The organism is Dehalobacter sp. CP (assembly GCF_047652685.1).
Taxonomy (GTDB): Bacteria; Bacillota; Desulfitobacteriia; order Desulfitobacteriales; family Syntrophobotulaceae; genus Dehalobacter.
Genome location: NZ_CP157399.1, coordinates 1,177,557 through 1,200,040, shown reverse-complemented (window position 1 = coordinate 1,200,040; position 22,484 = coordinate 1,177,557). Strand labels below are relative to the sequence as shown.

At 45.4% G+C, this 22,484-nt stretch carries 25 protein-coding genes; 3 read left to right on the top strand and 22 right to left on the bottom strand.

The features are described from left to right. Positions 1–139: 139 nt before the first annotated feature. Positions 140–706 carry a hypothetical protein gene (locus tag AAH944_RS06105; protein WP_415537339.1) on the top strand — a complete coding sequence of 189 codons (567 nt, stop codon included), beginning with the start codon at positions 140–142 and terminating at the stop codon, positions 704–706. A gap of 91 nt (positions 707–797) precedes the next feature. Here the strand turns inward: AAH944_RS06105 and spo0A are convergent, their stop codons facing one another. Both spo0A and spoIVB read right to left on the bottom strand, forming a co-directional pair. Then, the gene (gene spo0A, locus AAH944_RS06100; RefSeq protein WP_415537338.1) at positions 798–1,604 is read right to left on the bottom strand and encodes a sporulation transcription factor Spo0A; all 807 of its coding nucleotides are present in this window, start codon (positions 1,602–1,604) and stop codon (positions 798–800) included. Positions 1,605–1,735: 131 nt separating this feature from the next. Next, complete coding sequence (spoIVB, locus tag AAH944_RS06095; RefSeq protein WP_415537336.1) at positions 1,736–2,929, bottom strand: SpoIVB peptidase; 1,194 nt, start codon at positions 2,927–2,929, stop codon at positions 1,736–1,738. Between the two features lie 235 nt (positions 2,930–3,164). Here spoIVB and AAH944_RS06090 point away from each other — a divergent pair, with 235 nt between their 5' ends. After that, positions 3,165–4,184 (top strand): lysylphosphatidylglycerol synthase transmembrane domain-containing protein, encoded by a 1,020-nt coding sequence (locus AAH944_RS06090; protein WP_415537334.1) that lies wholly within the window; start codon positions 3,165–3,167, stop codon positions 4,182–4,184. A gap of 22 nt (positions 4,185–4,206) precedes the next feature. Here AAH944_RS06090 and recN read toward each other — a convergent pair whose 3' ends face one another. The 11 genes from recN to xseA form a co-directional block, all read right to left on the bottom strand. Then, complete coding sequence (recN, locus tag AAH944_RS06085; RefSeq protein ID WP_415537332.1) at positions 4,207–5,877, bottom strand: DNA repair protein RecN; 1,671 nt, start codon at positions 5,875–5,877, stop codon at positions 4,207–4,209. Positions 5,878–5,934: 57 nt separating this feature from the next. Beyond that, on the bottom strand, positions 5,935–6,384 hold the full coding sequence (gene argR / locus AAH944_RS06080; protein ID WP_415537330.1) for an arginine repressor: 450 nt from the start codon (positions 6,382–6,384) through the stop codon (positions 5,935–5,937). Then, positions 6,381–6,995 carry a class I SAM-dependent methyltransferase gene (locus tag AAH944_RS06075; RefSeq protein WP_415537328.1) on the bottom strand — a complete coding sequence of 205 codons (615 nt, stop codon included), beginning with the start codon at positions 6,993–6,995 and terminating at the stop codon, positions 6,381–6,383. The genes argR and AAH944_RS06075 overlap by 4 nt, the downstream gene beginning before the upstream one ends. Next, positions 6,988–7,803: an NAD(+)/NADH kinase gene (locus AAH944_RS06070; RefSeq protein ID WP_415537326.1), complete on the bottom strand. Its 816-nt coding sequence runs from the start codon at positions 7,801–7,803 to the stop codon at positions 6,988–6,990. Before AAH944_RS06070 ends, AAH944_RS06075 begins: the two co-directional genes overlap by 8 nt. 4 nt (positions 7,804–7,807) lie before the next feature. Next, a complete protein-coding gene (locus AAH944_RS06065; RefSeq protein WP_415537324.1) occupies positions 7,808–8,626 on the bottom strand; it encodes a TlyA family RNA methyltransferase in 819 nt (272 codons plus the stop codon). 59 nt (positions 8,627–8,685) lie between these two features. Further along, complete coding sequence (dxs, locus tag AAH944_RS06060; RefSeq protein WP_415537322.1) at positions 8,686–10,560, bottom strand: 1-deoxy-D-xylulose-5-phosphate synthase; 1,875 nt, start codon at positions 10,558–10,560, stop codon at positions 8,686–8,688. 1 nt (position 10,561) lies between these two features. Next, entirely contained in the window at positions 10,562–11,140 is a 579-nt protein-coding gene (locus AAH944_RS06055) for a hypothetical protein (RefSeq protein ID WP_415537320.1), read from the bottom strand. 76 nt (positions 11,141–11,216) lie between these two features. Continuing rightward, the gene (locus AAH944_RS06050; protein ID WP_415537318.1) at positions 11,217–11,675 is read right to left on the bottom strand and encodes a divergent PAP2 family protein; all 459 of its coding nucleotides are present in this window, start codon (positions 11,673–11,675) and stop codon (positions 11,217–11,219) included. Between the two features lie 299 nt (positions 11,676–11,974). Then, positions 11,975–12,841, bottom strand: coding sequence for a polyprenyl synthetase family protein (locus AAH944_RS06045; RefSeq protein WP_415537316.1), 867 nt, complete (start codon positions 12,839–12,841; stop codon positions 11,975–11,977). A 15-nt stretch (positions 12,842–12,856) separates the two neighbouring features. Further along, entirely contained in the window at positions 12,857–13,093 is a 237-nt protein-coding gene (xseB, locus tag AAH944_RS06040; protein ID WP_415537314.1) for an exodeoxyribonuclease VII small subunit, read from the bottom strand. Then, positions 13,090–14,337, bottom strand: a complete 1,248-nt coding sequence (xseA, locus tag AAH944_RS06035) for an exodeoxyribonuclease VII large subunit (protein WP_415537312.1) — start codon at positions 14,335–14,337, stop codon at positions 13,090–13,092. Before xseA ends, xseB begins: the two co-directional genes overlap by 4 nt. A 179-nt stretch (positions 14,338–14,516) precedes the next feature. Between xseA and AAH944_RS06030 the strand changes: the two genes are divergently transcribed. Continuing rightward, on the top strand, positions 14,517–15,035 hold the full coding sequence (locus AAH944_RS06030) for a ferredoxin domain-containing protein (RefSeq protein WP_415537310.1): 519 nt from the start codon (positions 14,517–14,519) through the stop codon (positions 15,033–15,035). 345 nt (positions 15,036–15,380) lie between these two features. Here the strand turns inward: AAH944_RS06030 and AAH944_RS06025 are convergent, their stop codons facing one another. The 9 genes from AAH944_RS06025 to AAH944_RS05985 all read right to left on the bottom strand — a co-directional run bounded on the left by AAH944_RS06025 (position 15,381) and on the right by AAH944_RS05985 (position 22,483). Further along, positions 15,381–16,334, bottom strand: coding sequence for a magnesium transporter CorA family protein (locus tag AAH944_RS06025; protein WP_415537308.1), 954 nt, complete (start codon positions 16,332–16,334; stop codon positions 15,381–15,383). A gap of 494 nt (positions 16,335–16,828) precedes the next feature. Further along, a complete protein-coding gene (locus AAH944_RS06020; RefSeq protein ID WP_415537306.1) occupies positions 16,829–17,083 on the bottom strand; it encodes a helix-turn-helix domain-containing protein in 255 nt (84 codons plus the stop codon). Positions 17,084–17,183: 100 nt separating this feature from the next. Then, positions 17,184–18,572, bottom strand: coding sequence for an NADPH-dependent glutamate synthase (gltA, locus tag AAH944_RS06015; RefSeq protein WP_415537304.1), 1,389 nt, complete (start codon positions 18,570–18,572; stop codon positions 17,184–17,186). A gap of 2 nt (positions 18,573–18,574) precedes the next feature. Beyond that, on the bottom strand, positions 18,575–19,417 hold the full coding sequence (locus tag AAH944_RS06010; protein ID WP_415537302.1) for a sulfide/dihydroorotate dehydrogenase-like FAD/NAD-binding protein: 843 nt from the start codon (positions 19,415–19,417) through the stop codon (positions 18,575–18,577). Between the two features lie 253 nt (positions 19,418–19,670). Beyond that, on the bottom strand, positions 19,671–20,624 hold the full coding sequence (locus tag AAH944_RS06005) for an O-sialoglycoprotein endopeptidase (RefSeq protein ID WP_415537301.1): 954 nt from the start codon (positions 20,622–20,624) through the stop codon (positions 19,671–19,673). Then, the gene (nusB, locus tag AAH944_RS06000) at positions 20,621–21,043 is read right to left on the bottom strand and encodes a transcription antitermination factor NusB (RefSeq protein ID WP_015042521.1); all 423 of its coding nucleotides are present in this window, start codon (positions 21,041–21,043) and stop codon (positions 20,621–20,623) included. Before nusB ends, AAH944_RS06005 begins: the two co-directional genes overlap by 4 nt. A 23-nt stretch (positions 21,044–21,066) precedes the next feature. Next, positions 21,067–21,336 carry a DUF2273 domain-containing protein gene (locus AAH944_RS05995; RefSeq protein ID WP_368292569.1) on the bottom strand — a complete coding sequence of 90 codons (270 nt, stop codon included), beginning with the start codon at positions 21,334–21,336 and terminating at the stop codon, positions 21,067–21,069. A 22-nt stretch (positions 21,337–21,358) separates the two neighbouring features. After that, positions 21,359–21,796 carry an Asp23/Gls24 family envelope stress response protein gene (locus tag AAH944_RS05990; RefSeq protein ID WP_415537298.1) on the bottom strand — a complete coding sequence of 146 codons (438 nt, stop codon included), beginning with the start codon at positions 21,794–21,796 and terminating at the stop codon, positions 21,359–21,361. Positions 21,797–21,940: 144 nt separating this feature from the next. Beyond that, the gene (locus AAH944_RS05985) at positions 21,941–22,483 is read right to left on the bottom strand and encodes a SpoIIIAH-like family protein (RefSeq protein WP_415537296.1); all 543 of its coding nucleotides are present in this window, start codon (positions 22,481–22,483) and stop codon (positions 21,941–21,943) included. Between the last annotated feature and the right edge of the window lies 1 nt (position 22,484).

Sequence of the window (22,484 nt, the reverse complement as noted above, 5' to 3'; positions counted from 1 at the left end):
AGAACCTCCTGTGTTCTAAAATATTGAATGAAATCAGTTATCCCGATTAATGGATTTTGGACCGGATGCTGGCATATTATTGCCTTCTTCCATACTATGATACATTATATCCTATCTATTTGGTCTGGGAGGCGTAAATATGCCGACTGAATCTCATCATAACACCTATCAGTTGTTGGTAACGATAACAACCTTTATATTTGCTGTTACCTCCATGATTACCGTCTATATTTCCCTGACAGCCTGGAAGGAAGAACGGGAATCAGTCAGACCCTACCTTACCTTTACGCAATCTCCTTCTGTCGAGATCCTCCATAAAAAAGATCTGACATTCAGCTTTCACTTCACCAACGTCGGTACGCATCCGGCAGCTTCACTCCATTGTCAGGCCATCTTTGCAGACAGTGATTTAAATGCCGAACCGCTCCAGGTTGATCAGATCTCCCTCGCCAATTATGTTTCTCCTGATTCCACTGTGGATTTAGTTGTCACCGTCGATATTCAGACCCAGGGAATGGATGTCAGACAGGTCAATCAGCATTATATTATTTTAAATCTAAAATATTTTGATCCGGTATTTGAAAAACAATACGAACAAATTATCTATTTGCGATGGGCCGGCATCTCCAAAGGTCAGCTTCAGCCAATTTATCATGCTTCCAGGGAAGATAAGGCCCAGATCATCCAATACCTTGGCAAAACCTAGACCGCCATTCAATACGTATATAGTTTAACAATTTAAAACACCTCAGAATTTATTCGAAATAAAATTCTGAGGTACTGAGCTCAGCAGGCAATTAATTATCAGCAATTCTCAATTTATCTGCGACCATCGCGATAAATTCGGAATTGGTCGGTTTCCCGCGGTCAACATTAATCGTATAGCCAAAAAATTTGTTCATGAAATCAATATTTCCTCTGTCCCAGGCTAGTTCAATCGCATAGCGGATTGCCCTTTCCACTCTGCTGGGAGTCGTCCCATAATTTTTTGCGATCATGGGATACAATTCTTTGGTCACAGCACCAAGCAGAGAAACATCTTTGATCACGGAGACAATAGCGTCTCTCAGATATTGATAGCCCTTAACATGCGCGGGTACTCCCATCTGCTGGATCATCTTGGTAACTTCAACTTCAATCATCTTGGAATTTTTGGCGTTAACCTGGATAACACTGCTCATATTCGAAGATAACATCGCATTTGAAATATTGTTAAACGAAGGAGCGGCTTCATAAACCCCGACCAGCTGCCGTATTCTTTTCCCTAACGTTTCCAAATCAAACGGTTTCAATATGTAATAGTCAGCCCCTAGCTGAACTGCCCGCTGTGTCATATTTTCCTGGCCAAAAGAAGTTAAAATGATCACTTTGGGCCTTTTGATCGTGTTTATTAGTTTTTCCATGACGCCTAATCCGTCGAGATGAGGCATAATTATATCCAGGACCACGACATCAGGTTCCTCTTTTTTGATCATATCCAGTGCGTCGTTTCCGTTATAAGCTACACCCGAAAGCACCATGTCCTTTTGATTGCTTATATATTCCTTTAATACTTCAATAAAATCGCGGTTATCGTCAGCCAACAAAACTTTTATCGTTTCCATCGAACTATCCTCCAGTTTCCAAAGATACACCGAAAAAACATATAAATCCAATCTAGTTACTTTTCGACAAGAATTTACCAATTCCTTCTGATCTATTGGAAAAATATATATATTCAGTATCAAATATCATTTTATAAAATATAATAAGAAAATATATTAAGCATGCATGTACTGAAGAAACCGCCCTCGCGGGCGGCTGCAGCTTTACTCGTTATACCTGATTCGTCGATCATTTTCTCAATAAATATTCCGTATCCCCGGGTAGAATCATTGACAAATACATGCGTAACGGCACCAACAATTTTGCCATTTTGAATAATCGGGCTGCCGCTCATACCTTGGACGATCCCTCCGGTTTTTTCCAGCAATTCCGGGTCGGTGATCCTGATAATCATATTTTTGTTGTCTGTACGGTACTGCATAATTTTTTCTATTTTAATGTCAAATTCTTCGATGGTATTGTCTTTTAAAACCGTATAGATTTTAGCCGGTCCAACCTCAACCTCGGATTTCCAGGCTATAGGAACCATGGTACTGAAATACGGATTCCGGATTTCACCTTCATAAATACCAAATATCCCGCTGGCTGAATTCTTGGCAATTTTACCGGTGAAATTTGACTGAAGCATAAACGTACCAATTTTTTCTCCGGGGTCTCCTCTTTGACCTTTTTCAATGGAGTAGATTGTGGATTCGACGATTTTGCCGTCACTTAATTCAATTTGGTCATTGGTATCAATATCCGTGATGACGTGTCCCAAAGCCCCGAATATTTTCGTATTGGGTTCAATAAACGTCAGAGTTCCCACTCCTGCAGCCTCGTCCCTGATAAACAGCCCTATCCGATATCTTTGGGTTTCTGAGCAGAATACCGGCTGAATCTTTTTTTCCAGAATTCTTTCTTTGTGTTTGATCTCAAGCACAATTGTTTTGTTTTCTTTGCATTTTTTATCGATTTCCTGTGCTACCTGAAAATCATTCGTTGCTGTGATGCCATTAATTTTTAAAATGATGTCCCCAACTTCTATTCCAGAATCCTTTGCAGGATAAGACTGTTTGCCTTCCTTGTTCGTGATCGGAGCATATCCTACGATCAAGACTCCTTTGGTCTGCAAGGTCACTCCAATGGATTGTCCGCCTGGAATAACGGATGGCCGTACTTTATTGACTTCCTTGCCTGCTGAAAAAAAATCGAGATAATTAATTACCGGGTAAAAACGACTGGTTTCTGTTTTCTGATAGAATCCTGCAATTTGTTGAATACTAAGGGTAAAAACGAGGAGAATTCCTATTCGGAAAATAATACGGGTTAGTTTTTTATGCAAACCGTTTTTTCCCTTCAGTTTTTCACCCTCCTCACGTATTTTTTTCTCTGCAGAGATACTACAATAAAATTTTTTATTGCAGTATTAGATTTCCCTTATAAAAAGGTTTCATCCTGTGAAATGTTTTCTAGGATTTCTTAAATTTATGGCGAAATAAGAAAATGACAAAAGCTAGAACTCTTGTCATTTGTTGGGTTATAATAGGCTTTATAATAGTCATAAAAGGAAACAAACGATGAAAAAAATATTTGTAAATTATTTTTTTACAGCCCTGGTCATTGCAGTGACCGTCTGGATATTGATTTCCAGTTCGAAATTTAGTATTATACCTCACCTGATCGCCATAACTGATGGAGGGCTGTTATTCCTGGCATTTGTCTGCATGGTCCTTTTTTGGTTTTTTGATGCGTTAATTATTAAAGTGATTGTTGAGATTTCTGATCAAGGTATCCGTTTTTGGCGGTATATGAAAATAGCGCTGATTGGACAGTATTATAGTTCCATTACTCCTTTTTCTGGCGGGGGACAGCCTGTCGCGCAGGTCTATACGATGAAAAATGACTATAAAATCCCGCTGGGGCTGGCTACATCAGTCACGATCAATAAATTTACGATTTATCATATTATTGTGACTGCCTTCGCTTTGGTTATGGCTATTTTTAAGTATGATTTTATCTTTGAGCAGGGTGCGGTCAGCAAAACCTTCATTGCTATAGGTTTTATGATCAATATCATATCGACGCTGGCTCTGCTTTTGCTCTGTTACAACAGTTCGATTGTGAAAAAGGTCTGCCTTCTGATCTTAAGACTGCTTCATAAAATCAAACTGGCCAAGAATATGAATGATCAAATCTTTTCCAGGCATATTGAGGAATACAGAAGTTCTCTGCGCTTGTTCCTGAGAGACCGCAAAGCTCTGCTTCTAACCTGTCTCTATACGTTGATTCAAGTCATCGTGTACTTTTGCGTGACCTATTTTGTCTATCTGTCATTTGGTTTAAGAGACGCGTCCCTGTTTGATATTCTTGCTGTGCAGTCTTTGCATTACATGGCGATTAATTACATTCCGACGCCTGGAAATGCCGGAGCATCCGAGGGAGGATTTTACCTGATATTCGGGCTAATTTTCCCTTCCGGTGTTATGATCTATGCGATCATGCTCTGGAGACTCATCGTCTATTATTTAAATTTGTTCGTGGGCGGGATTGTCGTACTGATCGATTACCTGTATAAACAAAGCTTAAAGAAGTCGTAAATTCATTTTTTGGCCTGTTAATTTATTTTTTAGCCTGCTGCCATAATTCCTCCGCAAGGCTTAGCGCGACGCTTTCACCGCCAAGCATTCGGGCCATTTCCTGGACCCTTTCACTTTCGCCAAGCCGATTGACTTTGGTCTGTGTCCGGTCTTCCACAACGACTTTATCAATGCCAAAATGGCTGTCGGCAAATGCCGCGATCGGCGCCGAGTGGGTAATGCAGAGCACTTGTCTGTTCTCCGATATTTTTTCAAGCTTTTCAGCGACCTTCATGATCGTTCTGCCGCCGACTCCGCTGTCCACTTCATCGAAGACAAACGTATCCACGGTTTCCACTTTCGATAATAAGCTTTTGAAAGCCAGCATGATCCTGGCCATTTCTCCGCCTGAAGCCACTTTGGCCAAAGGCTTGGGAGGTTCTCCGACATTCGCGGAAAAATAAAACTCAATCTGTTCCGCACCTTCGGGCGACGGTTCGGTGACTGGTGAAAATATGATTTCGATTCTGGCCTCGTTTAGCCCCAAATCGAGCAATTCGTCTGCCAGGCCCTTTTCAATTCGTTCAGCCTGGATGCCGCGGTTCAGGCTGAGTTCCTCCACCAGATTGTTATACGTTGTCAGCGCCTCTTTCTTTTCGCGCCGGATATTTTCCTTTTCATCCTGAAGATGGGCAATTTCTTCAAGTTCTTCTTCCATTTCAACCCGTCTTTCCAAAACAGCTTCAATCGTATACGCGTATTTTCTGAGCTTACTGAGATCAATCAGGCGGGTTTCAATTTCGTCAAGCCTTCCTGGTTCAAAATCCAGCTTATCTTTATAGGACCGCAGTTTGGTCACATAATCTTCAAGACTGAAATAGATCTCTTCAAGGTTCTTATGCAGCTCTTCAATCTCAGGATCAAGCGCCGAGAGTTCCCCCATTTTTTCTGTGGCTGACCCAATCCTATCAAAAGCAGCATCAGAGGCTTCTTTGGTTCCGGCATAGAGTTCATCATAGGCTTCATTGACAAGACTGACGATCTTTTCGGCATTCAGCAAAAACTTTTTCTCCTGTTCCAGAGACTCCTCTTCCCCGGAAACCGGTGCAATCCGGTCGATCTCCTCAATCTGGTAACGCAGTATTTCTTCCCTTTTCTCCCTGTCCCGCTCCGAACGCAGGAGTTCTCTTTCTCTGGACATGGTGTTCCGGTAATTGACAGCCGCGTCCCTGACTTGTTTCAGTAGTTTTAAATGCTCCTCGCCGCCGAAACTGTCTAAGAGCTCCCTCTGGGTTTCGGCCTGCAGCAGTGACTGGTGCTCCATCTGATCGTGAATGTCTACGAGTCCTTCACAGAATGTCCGGTACAGGGATAACGGGACGGTTCTGCCCTGAACACGGCAGACATTCCGGCCGGAATCATTGATTTCCCGATACAGGAACAGCATGTCATCTTCGAGCGGATATCCTTCGTCCTGCAACATTTCAGTCAATTTTAGCGGCAGATTGGAAAAAATCCCTTCCACACACGCTTTGTCCTTGCCATGCCGCAGAAATTCATTGCTGGCTCTTCCGCCCAGAAGCAAACCCAATGCATCTACCAGCATAGATTTTCCGGCTCCTGTCTCCCCTGTAAAAACAGACAAGCCTTTATCAAAAAGCAAATGGACATCTTCCATCAGTGCAAAATCTTTGATGCGAAGTTCTACGAGCATAGGTCTCCTCCTCTTTGCCACACTCAGTCAATGGAAAATTAAAAGACACGGTTCGGTTCAGCTCAGTTCGGCTAGTCTCTCCAGAATGATTTCTGTTTGTTCTTTAGGTTTGATCAGAAGAAAGATGGTATCATCTCCAGCTACAGTGCCGATCACTTCTTTCCAGCCAATATTGTCAAGCAGCAACGCCATCGCCTGGGCATTCCCCGGTATGGTTTTGATCACAATGATGTTTTCGCTGCTGTCGAACGCGATCACAACTTCCTTGAACATTCGTTTCAATCTTTCCTGATACCCGGGCGGATGCGCTTCAGCCTGAATGGCATAACGGTATTCATCGTCTGAGCCGGATATCTTGATCAGACCCATCTCCTTGATATCCCGCGAAACGGTGGCCTGTGTGACATTAAAGCCCTCTTCGAACAGCCTTTGCGCTAATTCCTCCTGCGTTTTAACCGGTTCATTGGTAATCAGTTCCTGGATTTTTTTTTGACGGCGGCTTTTCATGAATGATCACCTCTGTTCTTCTGAATAATTAGCCAGTATGGAGATGTCTCACCTTGATTTAGATACATTCCCTGCAGGACATGAAAATCCTTCTTGGAAAGTTCTGCTGCATAGGCATTCAATGTATTTGCTTCTTCCAGGCTGCGACTGTGTCCGCGATAGACGGTGAGTACGATGACCCCTTTGGCTGCCAGCAGCTTCAACGTATCATTTACCGCCTGAAGCGTTGTCTCCGGCTCGGTAATGATTGTCTGACTGCTGCTCCCGGGCAAATAGCCGAGATTGAAAACGGCAGCTCTGATTCCTTGCGGAACAAGGCGCCCAATCTCTGTGTGACTCTCCCGGAATAAGGCGACCCTGTCGAGCATCTTGTGCGCTGTGAGCAGTTCCCGAGTTGATTGGATAGCTTCTTCCTGAATATCAAACGCAAACACCCGGCCTTCAGAACCCACGCATTCCGCCAGAAAAAGGGTGTCCTTGCCGCGTCCTGCCGTAGCATCCAACACCTGATCTCCCGGCTGGATAAGGTGCTGCAGATACATTTTTAACATTGTCTGCATATTTTCGATCCCCTTCGGATTGAAGACACCGTTCATGCTCTCATTATTCATGCCAGCGGTCCCGGAGTTTCTCCCGGACAACCTTCGGAAAGCTCCTTCCTCCAAGCCGGATAAATCTTGCTTTGATCGGAGCCGTTTCGATCCGGACCACATCTCCGGAATTCATGGTCGTCATATATTTTCCGTCAACGGTCACCCGGCATTTACTGCCTCTGGTCAGACTGATATCTATTTTTTCCTTGTTTGATATGACCATCGGCCGGGAGGAAAGCGCATGGGCAGCCAGCGGCGTGATCAGCATGGCCTGAACATCCGGGCTCACAACAGGTCCGCCGGCTGAAAGTGAATAGGCGGTCGAGCCTGTCGGTGTTGCAATAATCAAGCCGTCCGAAGGCGGACTCGCAATCGGTTCACCGGAAAGCTTGACCTGAAGCGTTATTAGCGTCTCTTCACTGTCCCGGATAAAAACGACATCATTCAGAACCATATCCTGCTGTATCTGACCGTCTTTAAAATATGAAGTAATCATCATGAGTCTCTCATCGACCGTATATTCATTGCGCAGCACCTTTTTTAAGGCAGAATAGATTTCGCCGCGTTCAACCTCGCATAAAAAACCAAGCCGGCCGTAATTCACGCCGAGAACCGGGATGTTGAACCGGGCGGCTTCTCTGGCAGCTTTCAAGACTGTGCCGTCTCCGCCAAGGGAAAGTACAAAGTCAACATCTTCCGTAATCTCCTGGTCCCATTCCGGTACAGTTTCCCATCCCTGACTGTTGAACCAATTAATTAGCTGAGGGGTGATGCTTTCTTTCGTAATTTTAGAATGGTTAATCCATATCCCTACCTTGTTTCCCATCCGTTCACTCCGTTCCTGCCTGAGCCTTCAGAACAAGCTCAGTCAGACAAGAATTCCAGTCGAATACCGCTGCCTCTTGCTCATTTTTCTTGCAGAGCCAGGCTAAAAATTCTATATTTCCTTCGGGACCGCGAATTGGCGAAAAATCCAGTCCCTTGACCTGAAATCCTTGTTTTTGAGCTTCAGTCAGGACGTTTTGCAGAACCTCCCGGTGGACTTGCGGGTCTCTGACAACACCGTTTTTGCCGACATTCTCGGGGCCGGCCTCAAATTGCGGTTTGATGAGGACTAGCGCCTGTCCGCTTCCTTTCAGAATCGCTGTCATCGAGGGAAAGATCTTGGTCAGGGAAATAAATGAAACATCACACACGATCCAGTCTACTTTTTCCGGGAGACTGTCCGCAGTCAGGTAACGTGCATTGGTTCTTTCCAGGCAGACCACTCTTTCGTCACTGCGCAGCCTCCAGGCCAGCTGACCATAGCCAACATCGACCGCATAGACCCTGGAAGCCCCATTCTGCAGTGCACAATCTGTAAATCCGCCGGTAGACGCCCCGATATCGGCAATGACCTTATCCTTCAGATCCAGCTGAAATACGTCCATCGCCTTGGCCAGTTTCAGACCTCCGCGCGAAACGTAAGGATGGATCTCTCCCTTGACAATCAGGCCTGTATCTTCTTCCAGCATGATGCCTGGCTTGTCAAGACGAAGATTGTCCTTATAGACTTTTCCGGCCATAATTAAAGCTTTAGCCTTTTCTCTGCTTTCAACCAATCCTTTTTGGACGAGAAGAAGATCGAGTCTGGATTTATTTTTGGCCACGATATGCCCATCCTTGTTCTATATCTATTTAAAATCATTAATAAATCATTAACAAATCATTAACATCTGTTTTTCATCAGTTCTCTGGAAACACTGACAATATGCTCAATCGTAATACCGCAATCTTGATGGAGAAGCGGAATTGCACCGTGTTCAACATAATCATCATATCCTATCCGTTCGACTGCTGTGCCTTGAATTCCTTCTTCCTCGAGAACTTCCAGTACCGCGCTGCCCATCCCTCCGGCGAGGATGTGGTCCTCAACCGTAACCAGCCTCCCTGTTTTTTGGACCTCGGCAGTCACCATTTCCCGATCGATCGGATTAATGAAACGCAAATTAATCACACCGGCCTGAATACCTTCAGACTCCAACTGCTTAGCAGCCTCCATACAAAAACTGACAACCGGCCCAAAACCGATCAGCGTAATATCCTGGCCCTCGCGCAGCAGTTCCGCTTTGCCCTTCGGCAATGCTTTGAATTCTTTGTCCATTTCCACGCCGACACCGGCCGATCTCGGGTACCGGACAGCTACCGGGTTGTCCATGGTGAGCGCTGTATAAATCATCTGTCGAAGTTCATTTTCATCTTTCGGCGCCATCAAGGTAAGGTTCGGGATCGTTCTGAAAAAAGAGATATCGAATATACCGTGATGCGTCTTCCCGTCCTCACCGACGACGCCGGCCCTGTCGACTGCAAATACGACCTTGGCATTTTGCAGGCAGACATCATGCAGGACCTGGTCATACGCTCTCTGATAGAACGTGGAATACATGGAAACAACCGGTTTCAGTCCATCCAGCGCGAGTGCCGCAGCAAAAGTTACCGCGTGCGGTTCGGCAATTCCGACATCAAAAAATCTTTCGGGGTAATTTTGGCCAAAATTGTTCAGACCTGTCCCCGATCCCATGGCTGCCGTAACTGCAACGATCCTGTTATCCTCTTCCGCCAATTCACAAATGGTCCGTCCAAATACTTCCGTATAAGTCGGCGGCGCATTCTTTTTAACCATTTCACCCGTTTCTTTGGAAAATGGCCCTACCCCATGGAAGATATCCGGGCTTTGCTTGGCCGGCTCATACCCATTGCCTTTACAGGTCTTAATGTGAACCAGAACCGGACCTTTTTTTTGTTTGGCCTGGTGGAGAACCTTTTCCAGTGACGCAATATCATGTCCATTAATTGGCCCGAGATAGGTCAGTCCCAGCTCCTCGAACAACAGACCGGGTACCAGGAAATATTTAATGCCGTCTTTAGCCCTTCCAGCTGCTTTAGCCATGGAGGACCCAATACACGGGATATTTCTTATGAATTTTTGGACATCTTTCTTCCTTCTGTCGTAAGATGGATCTGTCCTGATCTTGTTCAGATACGAAGACATTGCGCCGACATTCTGGGAGATAAACATTTCGTTGTCATTTAAAACAATAATTAAATTGCTGTCGCTGTTACCGGCATGATTCATCGCTTCATAGGCCATCCCGCCGCTCATTGCCCCATCACCAATCACAGCAATGACATGATAATTTTCTTTCTTAATGTCCCTGGCTTTGGCGAAACCCAGTGCAGCTGAGATGGAAGTGCTGGCATGTCCGGTATCAAAACAGTCGTATTCGCTTTCCTCTCTCTTCGGAAATCCTGCCAAACCGTGAAATTGCCGGATCGTCTTAAAAGTTTCCTTCCTTCCGGTCAGAATCTTATGAACATAGGCCTGATGACCAACATCCCAGATAATCTTGTCGGTTGGAGTGTCAAATACTCTATGCAGCGCCAGGGTCAGTTCCACAACGCCGAGGTTTGATGCCAGATGACCGCCATTCACTGAAATAATATCTATCATCTCCTGACGGAGTTCTTCAGCCAGAACGGTCAGGTCACTTTCGCTTAAGCTTTTCAGATCGGTCGGAGAATCAATTTTGTCCAGAAGCCGCAAATTATTTTCCTCCTCGTTTGTTTTTTGTCATGCTCAGTCCGGTTACCTTTTCCACACTGGCAATCACTCTGCCGGTCATATCAACAATCCGATTTGCTTCGTTAATCGCAATGGTTTTGCCCCAGGCCTTTCCCGTCACAGTAAGCGAAGCAATCAAGGCCAAAATCAACACATTTAAAAGTACCTTCCAGGTACTTAAAACAGAAAATTTAGCGATTAAGCTTAAAATAATGGTCGCGCCCATTGCCCCGCTTAATGTTCCCGTGATATCGCCGACAATATCATTGGCAAAATTGGCGACTTTATCGGCGTGTTTGATTAAATAGACAGACTGCTTGGCACCAAAAATTTTTTTGGCTGCCCGGGCATGGTGAGGCGCTTCATCAGCAGCCGTCACCGCAATACCGATGATATCAAACAGGATTCCGATCGTAATCACAACCATCAGCAATATCCAGGTCAGGCTTACCGGAAAAAACCTTAAAAAAGCCTCTGTTCCGCTTCCCAGAAGTGAAGCAATAAAAAACGTGGCAATAAATACGGTAATAATATAGCGAACACTTTGTTTCTTGCGAACCAAAAGTCTATCCTGCCTTTCTAATCCTATACCCCGTTCTCAAAATAGCGACACGAGAATGCGCTGCATTCTGGCGTCACTAAAAGATCAAACCGACTGCGCAGCCTAGAATTGCGCCGCCAAACACTTCAAAAGGCGTATGACCGATTAGTTCCTTAAACTTTTCCTCTTGAATATTATAACCCAAAAAATCTGTCGGGTGCTGCCGCATCCATTCCACAAGATAGTTGATAATTCTGGCATGATTTCCGGCTGCGCGCCGGACACCGGCAGCATCATACATGACAATAACAGCCAGCGTAACAGCAATCGCAAACAGAGAAGATCCCCAGCCGTCGGTTTTGCCAATGCTGATGGCCAAGGCACAGACAATCGCTGTATGCGAACTTGGAAATCCGCCGGAACTTGTCAGAAGATCAAAGTCCCATTCCTTCTCAATCACAAAATTGATCAGGATCTTTAAGAATTGGGCAAGTATCCAGGCAAAAAGCGAAACCCACATGATATTGTTGTTCAATATCGAAGAGACTGGGTTCATAGCGATGAATCATCCTCTCTCATCCTGATTAATTTTTTCTATCATATGATGTTTCTGTCATTGTTCCCGTCATTCGTCATTTTTATCTAGTACCTTGTAACCCCTAAAATTGTAATATAATGGTGAGCAGATTTCTTTTAAGACAAGGCGGAGGATTGAGCCATACCGAGTGTATGGCGATTGAAGTCCACGGATGGACAAATGTCGCGGATGCCATGGATGGCATAGGAGCGACAAGACAACGCAGTATGAAAAGAAATCGGCCGCCAGGATATATAAGATTTAGGGGTTACATGGTACTAGTTTGTTCTTTCAGCGGTGTAGTCAGCCAGGGATAATAAAAACGCTGCTTTCGGGCCAAAACAAGACAGGGATTCTTTCGCCAGAAAGACCGTTTTTTCCAGTTGCTCCCTGGCCCCCTCAAGTCCCAGCAGTGACGTATAGGTCGGTTTGCCGGATTTTTGGTCCTTACCGGCGGATTTGCCGATGACCGCACTTTCTCCTACAACATCAAGAATATCGTCTTTAATTTGAAAGGCTAATCCCAAGTATAAAGCATAGCTTGTCAAAATTTCAATCTCCGGCTCCGATCCTCCGCCTAGAATTGCGCCAAGACGCGCTGAAGCCTTTAGAAGAGCGCCAGTCTTTAAATGATGGACCTGCTCAATATCAGCCAGCGTGTTGTTTTCCAGGTTTCCAAGTGTATCAAGGCTCTGCCCGCCGACCATGCCCTGCCAGCCGGCAGCCTGGGCTGTCTCTCTGATAACTCTTAATTTTTTCTGAGGCTCTATTGCCGAAGGCTCGGTCAGCAGCTCAAAAGCAAGTGTAAGCAAGGCATCGCCGGCCAAAACGGCTCCGGCTTCTCCGAATACTTTATGGTTCGACAGCTTACCTCTGCGATAATCATCATCATCCATGGCTGGAAGATCGTCATGAATCAGGGAATAGGTGTGGATAAGCTCGATCGCGGCAGCTTCTGAGACAAGCTCTTCAGGCCGTCCGCCGACAAGCTCCGCGCAGGCCAGCGCCAATACGGGCCGAATCCTTTTGCCTCCCCCGACCAGGGAATAATTCATGCTCCTGCCCAGGATACTCTGATCCAGCGGCAAATAATTGAGATATTGTTCAACCATATTCAAATAGTCATTATAGCGTTCTTTGAACATTTTCAGTCTGTACTCCTAATCTTGATCGGTCACTACCAGTTCACCTTTACTATTTTCTAACAAGACTTTGACCTTTGCTTCGGCCGAATCCAGAAGGCCGTTACATTGTTTGATCAGCTTAATTCCTTCCCCAAACAAGTCCAGGGCTTGCTCGAGCTGCACATTGTTCTGATCCAGATCATTAATGATTTGTTCCAGCCTTTCGATCCCCTTTTCGAAGCTGAAGGCTTCTTTATCGCTATTCTTTTTCATGGTAATCCTCTCTTGACGTTTGAATCGCTTGACGTTTGAAGTTCTTCTGTATCTGTAACTTCGCAGATTAATGTCCCGTCACTGAGCCGCACGGATAAAGCATCCCCTGCTGTGGCCTGTCTTACCGTTTTGATTAATTTCCCCTCGATATCATAGGCTAAAGAATATCCTCTTCCCAGTATATTCAAGGGACTTAATAAGTCAATTTTCGCGCTTAACAACCTAAGTATACCATTTTTTTCTGTCAGAAATCCAGTCATTCCCTCGACAAGACGCGTGGAGAGATAATCCAAATTCTGTCTGGATTGTTCGACACGCCAGCCCGGGCGGGCCAAAGCCGAGTTAGACATCAATTCTTCCACTTTATGCCTTTTGGTTCGCAGAACGTTTTGGATCCTTTGTTTGAGCTTTTCTTCATAATAACGGATACCGTCTTGCAATTCATTAAGGACCGGAATGACCAATTCTGCAGCAGCTGACGGCGTCGGCGCTCTTAGATCGGCAACGAAATCTGCAATCGTATAATCGACCTCATGACCGACAGCGGAAACGACCGGTATACGGGAAGTAGCAATGGCTCTTGCCACCTCCTCGGTGTTGAAAGCCCATAACTCTTCCAGGGAACCGCCTCCCCTGCCGATAATCAGCAGGTCAATCTCTCCATAATGATTGGCTCGCTGAATGGCTCGGACGATTTCTGCCGGTGCTGCCTCACCCTGAACCGCAGAAGGAATAATGATTAATGAAACCAATGGATTGCGTCTTCGGGCAATATGCAAGATGTCCTTCAGTGCCGCTCCGGTAGGACTGGTGACGATGGCCACCCTCGAAGGAAATCTTGGGATCGGTTTCTTCTGCTCTGCGGCAAACAGTCCTTCGGCAGCCAAGCGGCTCTTTAGCTGTTCAAATGCCAGGTATAATGCCCCGAGGCCGCTCGGGTAGATTTCTTCCGCATACAGCTGGACGCTGCCGTCTTTTTCATAAAGACGGATACTTCCCCGGACCAGCACTTTCATCCCATTTTGAGGCTGAAAACCAGCCGTCAGATTCCTGGTTTTAAACATCACGGTTTTTATGCCGGCTTCTTTGTCTTTTAGCGTAAAATACCAGTGACCTGACGGAATATGATCTTTAAAATTGGATATCTCGCCTGTCACCCAGCAATTCCATAGACGGTTATGTTTTTTAAGCGCGTCATTGATTTCCCGGTTGATTTCCGATACCGTCAGTATTCTTTCGTTCAAATCAGTTCCACCTCATTTAAATACCCTTTAAATACCCTTGTCGATCTTAAAAATATGAATATAATGGCGTGCAGATTTTTACAAAGTTCTGGTAATTCGTTATAATAATAGTACTATTATACTTACAAAATATCAAAAACACTAGAACAGCGCACAATTTTGAAGGGAGAAACAGGAATATGGAAATTATGAAAACCGTAGCTGAGCTTATGGCTTTGTCCGCAGTCACCGCACCGAAAGCAAAAGGACAGGATTACATAAATGTAAAGGTCATTACAGAACCAGCTGTAATGACTTATCTGGCCGATGAAATGTCGAAGTGCAGCGAGGAAAACGGGAAGAAGTTTTTCAACCGTGATGCTGCCAATATACGTAATTCTCAGGCGCTGGTTTTACTTTCTCTGAAGGATGCCAAACATGCCGGCTTAAACTGCGGCGCCTGCGGCCATCCAAACTGCACGATGCTCGAAGCTGTCGCGCAAGGGCCGGAATTTAACGGTCCGCTTTGTCCCTGGCGCCTGATTGACCTGGGTATTGCACTCGGGTCTGCCGTAAAGACAGCCGGAACGCTCAACGCGGATAACCGCATCATGTATTCCGCAGGTGCCGTTGCGAAAAAAATAGGGTTAATTGAGGGGGATATCGCTGTCGCAATCCCGCTGAATGCGAGCAGCAAAAACATCTATTTTGACCGTTAATGTTCTGTTCTTACTTAGTCTTTTTTGTAAAGAATCTTTTGTATTCGTATACTGCTAATAGCTCACAAAACTATTAGCGGTATTTTCTTATCATTTTGGGTTTACGCCATGTACCCTAACCGCTCTTCGGCTATTGCGCCCTCCTTGGCGCGTCGCTCCTATCCATGGCACCGCGACATTAGGCCATCCGTGGCCGTCAAAAAGCCGCGCTCCGCATCGTGCTCCGCTTGGGCGCGGATAGACTACATGGCGTTGATTTTGAGTATATAAAGTAATAGGAAAAGCGCCTCAAATGAAGCGCCATCTTAGACTGAATATCTTTTTTCTTAGACTGAACATCTTTTCTTATAGTATCTTCCTTCGAATCAGGATATATACTGCAGTTCCCGTAACCAGCGCAGCAATCGCCACGACGAAGACAAACCCATATGGATTTGAATCGCGGAAAGGGACATTGACATTCATCCCCCAGAAACTTGCGATCATCGTCGGAATCGCTAAAATAATCGTCATCGACGTTAAGAATTTCATGACCATATTCAAGTTATTCGAAATAATGGATGCAAACGTATCTGTCAGATTCGTAAGGATCCTGCTGTACATCTCAACCATCTGAACAGCCTGATTATTTTCAATGATGACATCTTCCAGCAAATCTTCATCTTCTTCATGAATCTGAATGAGATGCCGGCACTGATTATTCGAGCGGATACGCAGCAGCCGATCCATAACAATGCCATTGGAACGAAGCGAGGAAGTAAAGTACGTTAAACCCTGCTGGAGATCCATCAGTTCGAATAGTTGTTTGTTTTTCATGGTTCTGCGCAGATCCACTTCAATTTGTTCACTTAACCTGCTGATTTGGCGTAGATATCTTAAATAATACGTCGCGGACTTATAGAGGATCTGGAACAAAAACCTTGTTCGCTTGGCCGTATTGAAAGACCGCCGGTTATACTCATTAAATTCGAGAACAACGGGGTTATTTTCGAGACATACCGTGATAATGTTTTCGGGCGTTATAACGATACCCAAAGGCAACGTATCATAACTCGTCTCACTTAACATGACCGGTATATTAATAAGAATAAGCGCAGAATCATCCTCAATTTCAATACGTGGACGTTCTTCTTCATCAAGCGCCGCTTTAAGAAAATCAAGCGGGCAATTGGTTTTTTCCGCAATCAGAACAAGTTCATCTGGCGCAGGATTAACAAGGTTGACCCAGGCATTTCGCGTCAGGCTTTTCAGGTCATGTTCTTGGTAATTAATTCCATCATTTTTATAGATTCTGAGCACAGCTTCCCCCCCGTTTTCCGCAGGAAGAAAGTCTCAGAATCCGAATGAAAAAAGCTATCTACTTGATGACAAAACGATGATCTTTCAGTCTTCAAAAAATTGTAATCGTAAGAAAACTAAGACTTTTTCCTGCTTTATACTATTGTAGATTTCTATTCCTCCGTAGGAACCGTCACCGTCCAGTTTTCTCACCTGCTTTCATTTAGAAAATTTGGCTGATGCCAAGCCGTTGGCAGCCGCCTTCGTTTCACTGAAAAAAGACTCTAATGTTTCAAAAGTCTTTCGAAGCCTATAAAAAATATACTCTCTAATCAGGCATAAGTCAAACATTAATGAAAAATGACCGGCTGAACACGTACCGGTCATTTTCTATAATAATTTTTTGGACACCAAATTAAATAAAATTCTCGTTCATCCTATTGTAACTTATCAGGTGGTCATACCACCGTCCGACATGTATAATATATCACAAATCACATGAGTATACAAGTACTTTACGTGATAGTTTTAAAATTTTTTACAATTTTTTGGATGGTGCTAAGCAATATATTCATCGTTTTCATGATCATAGGTGAAATTCTGGGTTTTCGTATTAACCCCTCAACTCCAAAGTTTTCATACCGTTTTACCCAGCGTCGTACATGTGTATCTCCGCATCCGAGTAATCTCCCAACAGCTTTACATGACATGTGTTTTTCGGTTACTTTCATTACTGCTTCCAGACGTTGTTTATAAGAATATTTTGCCATAGAAAAGTGCACCTCCAAATGTTGATTTTTTTGTCCAACATTTGGGGTGCACATTATACATTGACGTCTTTTATTTAGGGCTAAGTTGCGTTACAGTCAACTAGTTTGTCATTAAATGCGCGTCGATCGAAGCTGCAGCCGTTTTTCCAGCGCCCATTGCGAGAATGACAGTGGCTGCGCCGGTCACGATGTCTCCGCCGGCATACACACCCGGAATCGAGGTCGCCATGGTCGTCTCATCGGCAACGATGTTGCCCCACTTGTTCAGTTCCAAACCTGCTGTCGTGGTGGTCACGAGCGGATTCGGTCCCTGGCCGATCGAGACTACGACGGTCTGCACCGGCAGCTCAAACTCGGAACCTTCAATCGCTACCGGACGGCGGCGTCCGGATGCATCCGGCTCACCCAGCTCATATTTCAGACAGGTCATGCTCTTGACATTACCGTTTTCGTCACCATTGATCGCAATCGGATTGGTCAATATCTTAAATTGAATGCCTTCTTCCTCAGCGTGATGCACTTCCTCAACACGCGCCGGCAATTCGGTCATGGAACGGCGATAAACGATGTAAACGTCTTTGGCACCGAGACGAAGCGCTGTTCTGGCTGCGTCCATGGCCACGTTGCCGCCGCCAAGTACCGCGACCTGCTCTCCCACTTTGATCGGGGTCGCATGATTCGGGAAATCATAGGCTTTCATCAGATTCGACCGGGTCAGGAACTCATTGGCGGAATATACGCCGTTGTAGTTTTCACCCGGAATCTTCATAAAGTATGGCAGCCCGGCGCCGGTGCCGATAAATACGGCATCATAGCCGTTTGCCAGCAGTTCCTGGACAGAGGTGACTTTGCCAACGACTTGGTTAACCAGGATTTCGACGCCCATATCTTTTAAGCTGTTGATTTCTTTCTGAACAATGGCTTTCGGCAGACGGAATTCAGGAATTCCGTACATCAGTACGCCGCCGGCCACATGCAAGGCTTCCAGAACAGTTACAGCATGGCCTTTGCGGGCGAGCTCAGCCGCACAGGTCAGTCCCGCAGGACCAGCACCAATCACGGCTACCTTTTTGCCTGACGGTGTTGCTTTTTCTAATTTGCTTGTGCCATTGGCCATTTCGTAATCTGCTGCAAAGCGCTCCAAACGGCCGATTGCAACCGGTTCGCCTTTGACGCCAAGGATACACTGGGCTTCACACTGGGATTCCTGCGGGCAGACACGTCCGCAAATTGCCGGCAAGGTATTTTTGCCTTTTAAGATGGACGCGGCTTCGAGGTGTTCACCCTCGGCTATTTTATTGATAAACTGGGGAATATCTACCCCTACCGGGCAGCCTTCCACACATTTTGGCTTTTTGCACTGAATGCAGCGTTTGGCCTCTTCCGCAGCGGTCTCTACCGTGTATCCCAGCGCAACTTCGCTGAAATTTTTCCCCCGGACGATTGGATCCTGACAGGGCATATCATGTCGTGGTGCTTTTGATGCCATGATTATTTGCCCTCCTTTGCACACTGGCACTTGACTTTACCGTAAGCGACAGCTTCTTCATTTTTAAAGAAGGCCGAACGTTTCATGGCCAGGTCAAAATCTACCTTGTGGCCGTCAAATTCCGGCCCGTCAACACAGGCAAATTTGGTTTCGCCGCCGACATCGAGTCTGCAGGCACCGCACATTCCTGTTCCGTCGACCATGACAGGATTCATACTGACGATGGTCTTGATGCCAAGAGGTCTGGTAAAATTCGCTACGGATTTCATCATAACGACCGGACCAATCGCCCAGATCGCATCAACTTTGATACCCTGGTCCAAAACGGACTGGATGCCGTGCGTGACAAAACCTTTCATGCCATAAGTGCCGTCATCGGTTGTAATGACGACTTCATTACTTACGGCCCGCATTTCGTCTTCGAGGATCAGCAGGTCTTTAGTTCTTGCTCCGAGAATGGAGATGACCTTATTCCCTGCTTCTTTCAGGCCGCGCGCAATCGGATGAACCGGCGCAATACCCACGCCGCCGCCAATGCACAGAACCGTACCGTAATTCTCCATTTCGGTGGCTTGTCCGAGCGGTCCTACAAATGTAACAAAAGAATCACCTTCCTGCATCCGGGTAATCAGATTGGATGAATAGCCTACCTCCTGGATGACGATGGTGATTGTCCCTTTATCCCGATTAAAGTCCATGATGGTCAAAGGGATCCTTTCAGATTCCTCATTTTGGCGAACAATGACAAATTCGCCGGGTTGGGCTTTCTTGGCGACTTCCGGAGCTTCTACTTCCAGCAGTGTAATAATGTCTGCCAACTGCCTTCTTTTGACTACCTTATACACGTTGTCTCCCCCTCAGGATTATTCGTTGTACCGACCAAACGGATGAATGGTCCCCTTTTCCAAGCTATACAAGTATATACATCTATGTTTGGCACAGTAACACGTATTTGATACTTTACCTTGTTTATTATAAATGAACTTTTGCTCCGAAATCAAGTCTTTTCATTGTAAAATGTCCTTAGAGCTCAAAAAAACTCATTTTATATCATATTTTTAGATTTTTTCTAAATCTCTTTGTAGAAGATAAAAACAATTACTGATTGTCCGACAACACCGCTTCCCGCGTCAGAAGTGCGACCCCAATCGAATTATCTGAACTCCATCCCGGCTTTGCCCAAAATAATCTGGCCTGAGGTTCCAGCTTCTTTTCAAGCTGATTCCTTAGATATTGATTTGAGGCTACTCCGCCAACAATCAGAATATCTCTGAGTCCGGTATCGTCAACAGCTTTGGTCAAGACCTTATAAATCGTCCGGACAATACAGCCTTCCACCGCCCGGGCCAGATCAGCCGAACGTTTTTTTTCTTCGATCAGACGCTGAACTGCCGACTCGACGCCCGAGAAACTCATCTCATATCCTTTGACCGAGGAAGGCAGCAGAGAAGCAGATCCAGGCGCTGATTTTAAAGCCAGTTTTTCCAGCTCCTTTCCCGCCGGGAAAGGCAGCCCCAGACGCACGCCGACTCTGTCTACAAATTGACCGGCATGCAGATCACTGCTTCCGCCAAGAATCTGCAAACTTAGTTTTCCGGGAGAATCCTTCCGGACTTTCAATACTTCCGTTGTTCCTCCCGAAAGGTGGACAGCCAAAAAATCCGTCAAAGCAAAACCTTCGGCGGATTCCAATCCTGCAGCCAGATGTCCTTCCTGATGACTCGTCGTTACAAGCTTTACATTTAAAGCGCTGGCCAGAGATGAAGCAACCGACCTTCCTGCCAGAAAGACCGGCATATAGGATTGCTCTGCCGGACGAGGCGCCGTACTGACGCCAATGCCGGCAATTTCCGGCCATATCGTTGGCGGAACCAGGGCCAGTAGTTCCGGAAGATTTTTAATATGATTAAAAAGAGCTTCCGACTGGGCCAACCCTTTCTCTCCCTGAGGAACTTCGAGTAGGTGTCTTTTTTCCCAGACCAGATGCTTTTCTTGATTCACCACGGCGACGGATGTCGTGTATGCGCTTGTATCAAGACCTAAGAACATCATTTTTCACTCTCGTCCATCAGCTTGTCTAAAATACCGTTAATGAATTTTGCTGAATCATCCCCGCCGAACCTTTTGGCAATCTCAATCGCTTCATTTAAAGTGACCCGCTGGGGCGTGCCGGGGCTGTACAGCATTTCATAGGCAGCAAGCCGCATCAGATTGCGGTCCACATTGCCCATCCTGTCCAGAGCCCATTCGTGGGAAGTCGAAGCAAGCTTGGCATCAATATCCGTTTTGTTCTGCAGGGTTCCTTCAACCAGTTCCCTAATAAAATCTGCCGTCTTATCAGAGACGGCAAATTCCTGGATCCAATGCTGCAGGACTTGTTCCCGCTTGTCCGTTTCTCCCGTTATATCAATTTGATAAAGTATTTGCAGTGCCGTTTCGCGGGCCTTTCTTCGGCCCATTATTTTACTCATCAATATGCCTCCGGAATTTCATTCTACGTTTTATGTTTGCCCCAAAAAGGTATTCTATGTATTACTTTGCTCAGTCCGGTAGGCCAAACCCCATCATCCCAGCATTTTCCCAAGTAATATCCCCCGCAGGATAAGGCAGCTAAAAGCAGTGTCTGCCAAAATCCCAGCAAAATAAACATCAAAGCCACAAAAAAACCAATCAAAAAACCAAAAAATTTACCAGGATGATTATCAAGACACCATAGAAAAAAAATATTGAGTTTATCCCCGATATTTCTCCAGAAATTGCTCATCTCTCCACCCTGCTGCACTGTTCTATTTTTCTTTCAAATCTTTTTCTTTATTCGTTTTATCTTTGCTGTCTTTGACGTCCTTGATCTCAGCCGTGTTTTTGAACGCGATGCCTTGAATATGAACGTTGATGACCATGACGGTTAATCCAGTCATCCCTTCAATCGCTTCTTTCACAACGATCTGTACCTTCTGGGCTACATCAGGAATTGACACCCCGTACTGGACGGCAATAAACAAATCCACGGAAGCTTCTTTTTCGTCAATTTCAACTTTGATGCCCCTGGAACCTTTGGATGAATTTTTGCCCCGGCCTAAAATATTGGCGATATCCTGGGCGAAACCTCCGCTTAACTCAGCGACTCCTTCAACTTCCGAAGCTGCCATTCCGGCAATCACTTCAACGACCTCATCAGCAATTTTGACTGAACCGATTGAATGATCTATTTTGTTATTATCCATTATCGCACCTCATTTTCCATCTTCAACCTGTTATTATTTTTATTATAACAGAATCCCCCGTTGCCGCAAATCCCCCTGCCTTATTAACATAAATTTCATTCCTGAATAACGCAAATATGGAACATTTTCCACCGGACCCGATTATCAGATTTTTTCCGACGTGTCTTTGACGACTGCTACTTCGATTTGATCAACTGAAAAACCGGTAATTTCCGATACTGTGTTTTGGATAATAAACATGTCCTGAACTTTTAATTGATTTGCCAGGACTGTAACCGTGGCCTTTTGCGTGTTGACTTCCGAAACAATATCTGTAAAACCTTTCATTTTCAGCACATTCTCAATTTCGGCTTCCCTGCTGATCTTGTCGCTTAAGGCCAGCCAGCGCTGCTGCGCCTGACTGCGTGTCTCCGTGATATCGGACGCCAGCAAAGGCTCCAGCATGTTAAGTGTTTCCTGTCTGGTCTGCTCCCGTTTGATCCTATAATTAACAAAGTAGTTTTCCCCCTCATTTTCCGTCAGTTCAATTATTTCTGCTGAGAAACAAACGGAATCCGGGATATTGACCGGCAAGCCTTCTTCCTTTTGCTGCCCAAAACATGCTTGGCTGAGCCAAACAATGGAGCATACCGCGATGGCCGGAATCACGGTGATCCAGATCAAGGATGCTTTTATTTTCAGGTTCAAT

Excerpts from the sequence above, each read along its gene's own strand:
- xseB (WP_415537314.1), bottom strand. The coding sequence starts at position 13,093 with ATGAAAAAGAATAGCGATAAAGAAGCCTTCAGCTTCGAAAAGGGGATC.
- AAH944_RS06045 (WP_415537316.1), bottom strand. The coding sequence starts at position 12,841 with ATGTTCAAAGAACGCTATAATGACTATTTGAATATGGTTGAACAATAT.
- AAH944_RS06050 (WP_415537318.1), bottom strand. The coding sequence starts at position 11,675 with ATGAACCCAGTCTCTTCGATATTGAACAACAATATCATGTGGGTTTCG.
- AAH944_RS06090 (WP_415537334.1), top strand. The coding sequence starts at position 3,165 with ATGAAAAAAATATTTGTAAATTATTTTTTTACAGCCCTGGTCATTGCA.
- nusB (WP_015042521.1), bottom strand. The coding sequence starts at position 21,043 with ATGAGTAAAATAATGGGCCGAAGAAAGGCCCGCGAAACGGCACTGCAA.
- recN (WP_415537332.1), bottom strand. The coding sequence starts at position 5,877 with ATGCTCGTAGAACTTCGCATCAAAGATTTTGCACTGATGGAAGATGTC.
- argR (WP_415537330.1), bottom strand. The coding sequence starts at position 6,384 with ATGAAAAGCCGCCGTCAAAAAAAAATCCAGGAACTGATTACCAATGAA.
- AAH944_RS06030 (WP_415537310.1), top strand. The coding sequence starts at position 14,517 with ATGGAAATTATGAAAACCGTAGCTGAGCTTATGGCTTTGTCCGCAGTC.
- AAH944_RS05990 (WP_415537298.1), bottom strand. The coding sequence starts at position 21,796 with ATGGATAATAACAAAATAGATCATTCAATCGGTTCAGTCAAAATTGCT.
- AAH944_RS06105 (WP_415537339.1), top strand. The coding sequence starts at position 140 with ATGCCGACTGAATCTCATCATAACACCTATCAGTTGTTGGTAACGATA.
- spo0A (WP_415537338.1), bottom strand. The coding sequence starts at position 1,604 with ATGGAAACGATAAAAGTTTTGTTGGCTGACGATAACCGCGATTTTATT.
- AAH944_RS06020 (WP_415537306.1), bottom strand. The coding sequence starts at position 17,083 with ATGGCAAAATATTCTTATAAACAACGTCTGGAAGCAGTAATGAAAGTA.
- gltA (WP_415537304.1), bottom strand. The coding sequence starts at position 18,572 with ATGGCATCAAAAGCACCACGACATGATATGCCCTGTCAGGATCCAATC.
- AAH944_RS06005 (WP_415537301.1), bottom strand. The coding sequence starts at position 20,624 with ATGATGTTCTTAGGTCTTGATACAAGCGCATACACGACATCCGTCGCC.
- AAH944_RS05995 (WP_368292569.1), bottom strand. The coding sequence starts at position 21,336 with ATGAGCAATTTCTGGAGAAATATCGGGGATAAACTCAATATTTTTTTT.
- AAH944_RS06075 (WP_415537328.1), bottom strand. The coding sequence starts at position 6,995 with ATGAATAATGAGAGCATGAACGGTGTCTTCAATCCGAAGGGGATCGAA.
- AAH944_RS06070 (WP_415537326.1), bottom strand. The coding sequence starts at position 7,803 with ATGGGAAACAAGGTAGGGATATGGATTAACCATTCTAAAATTACGAAA.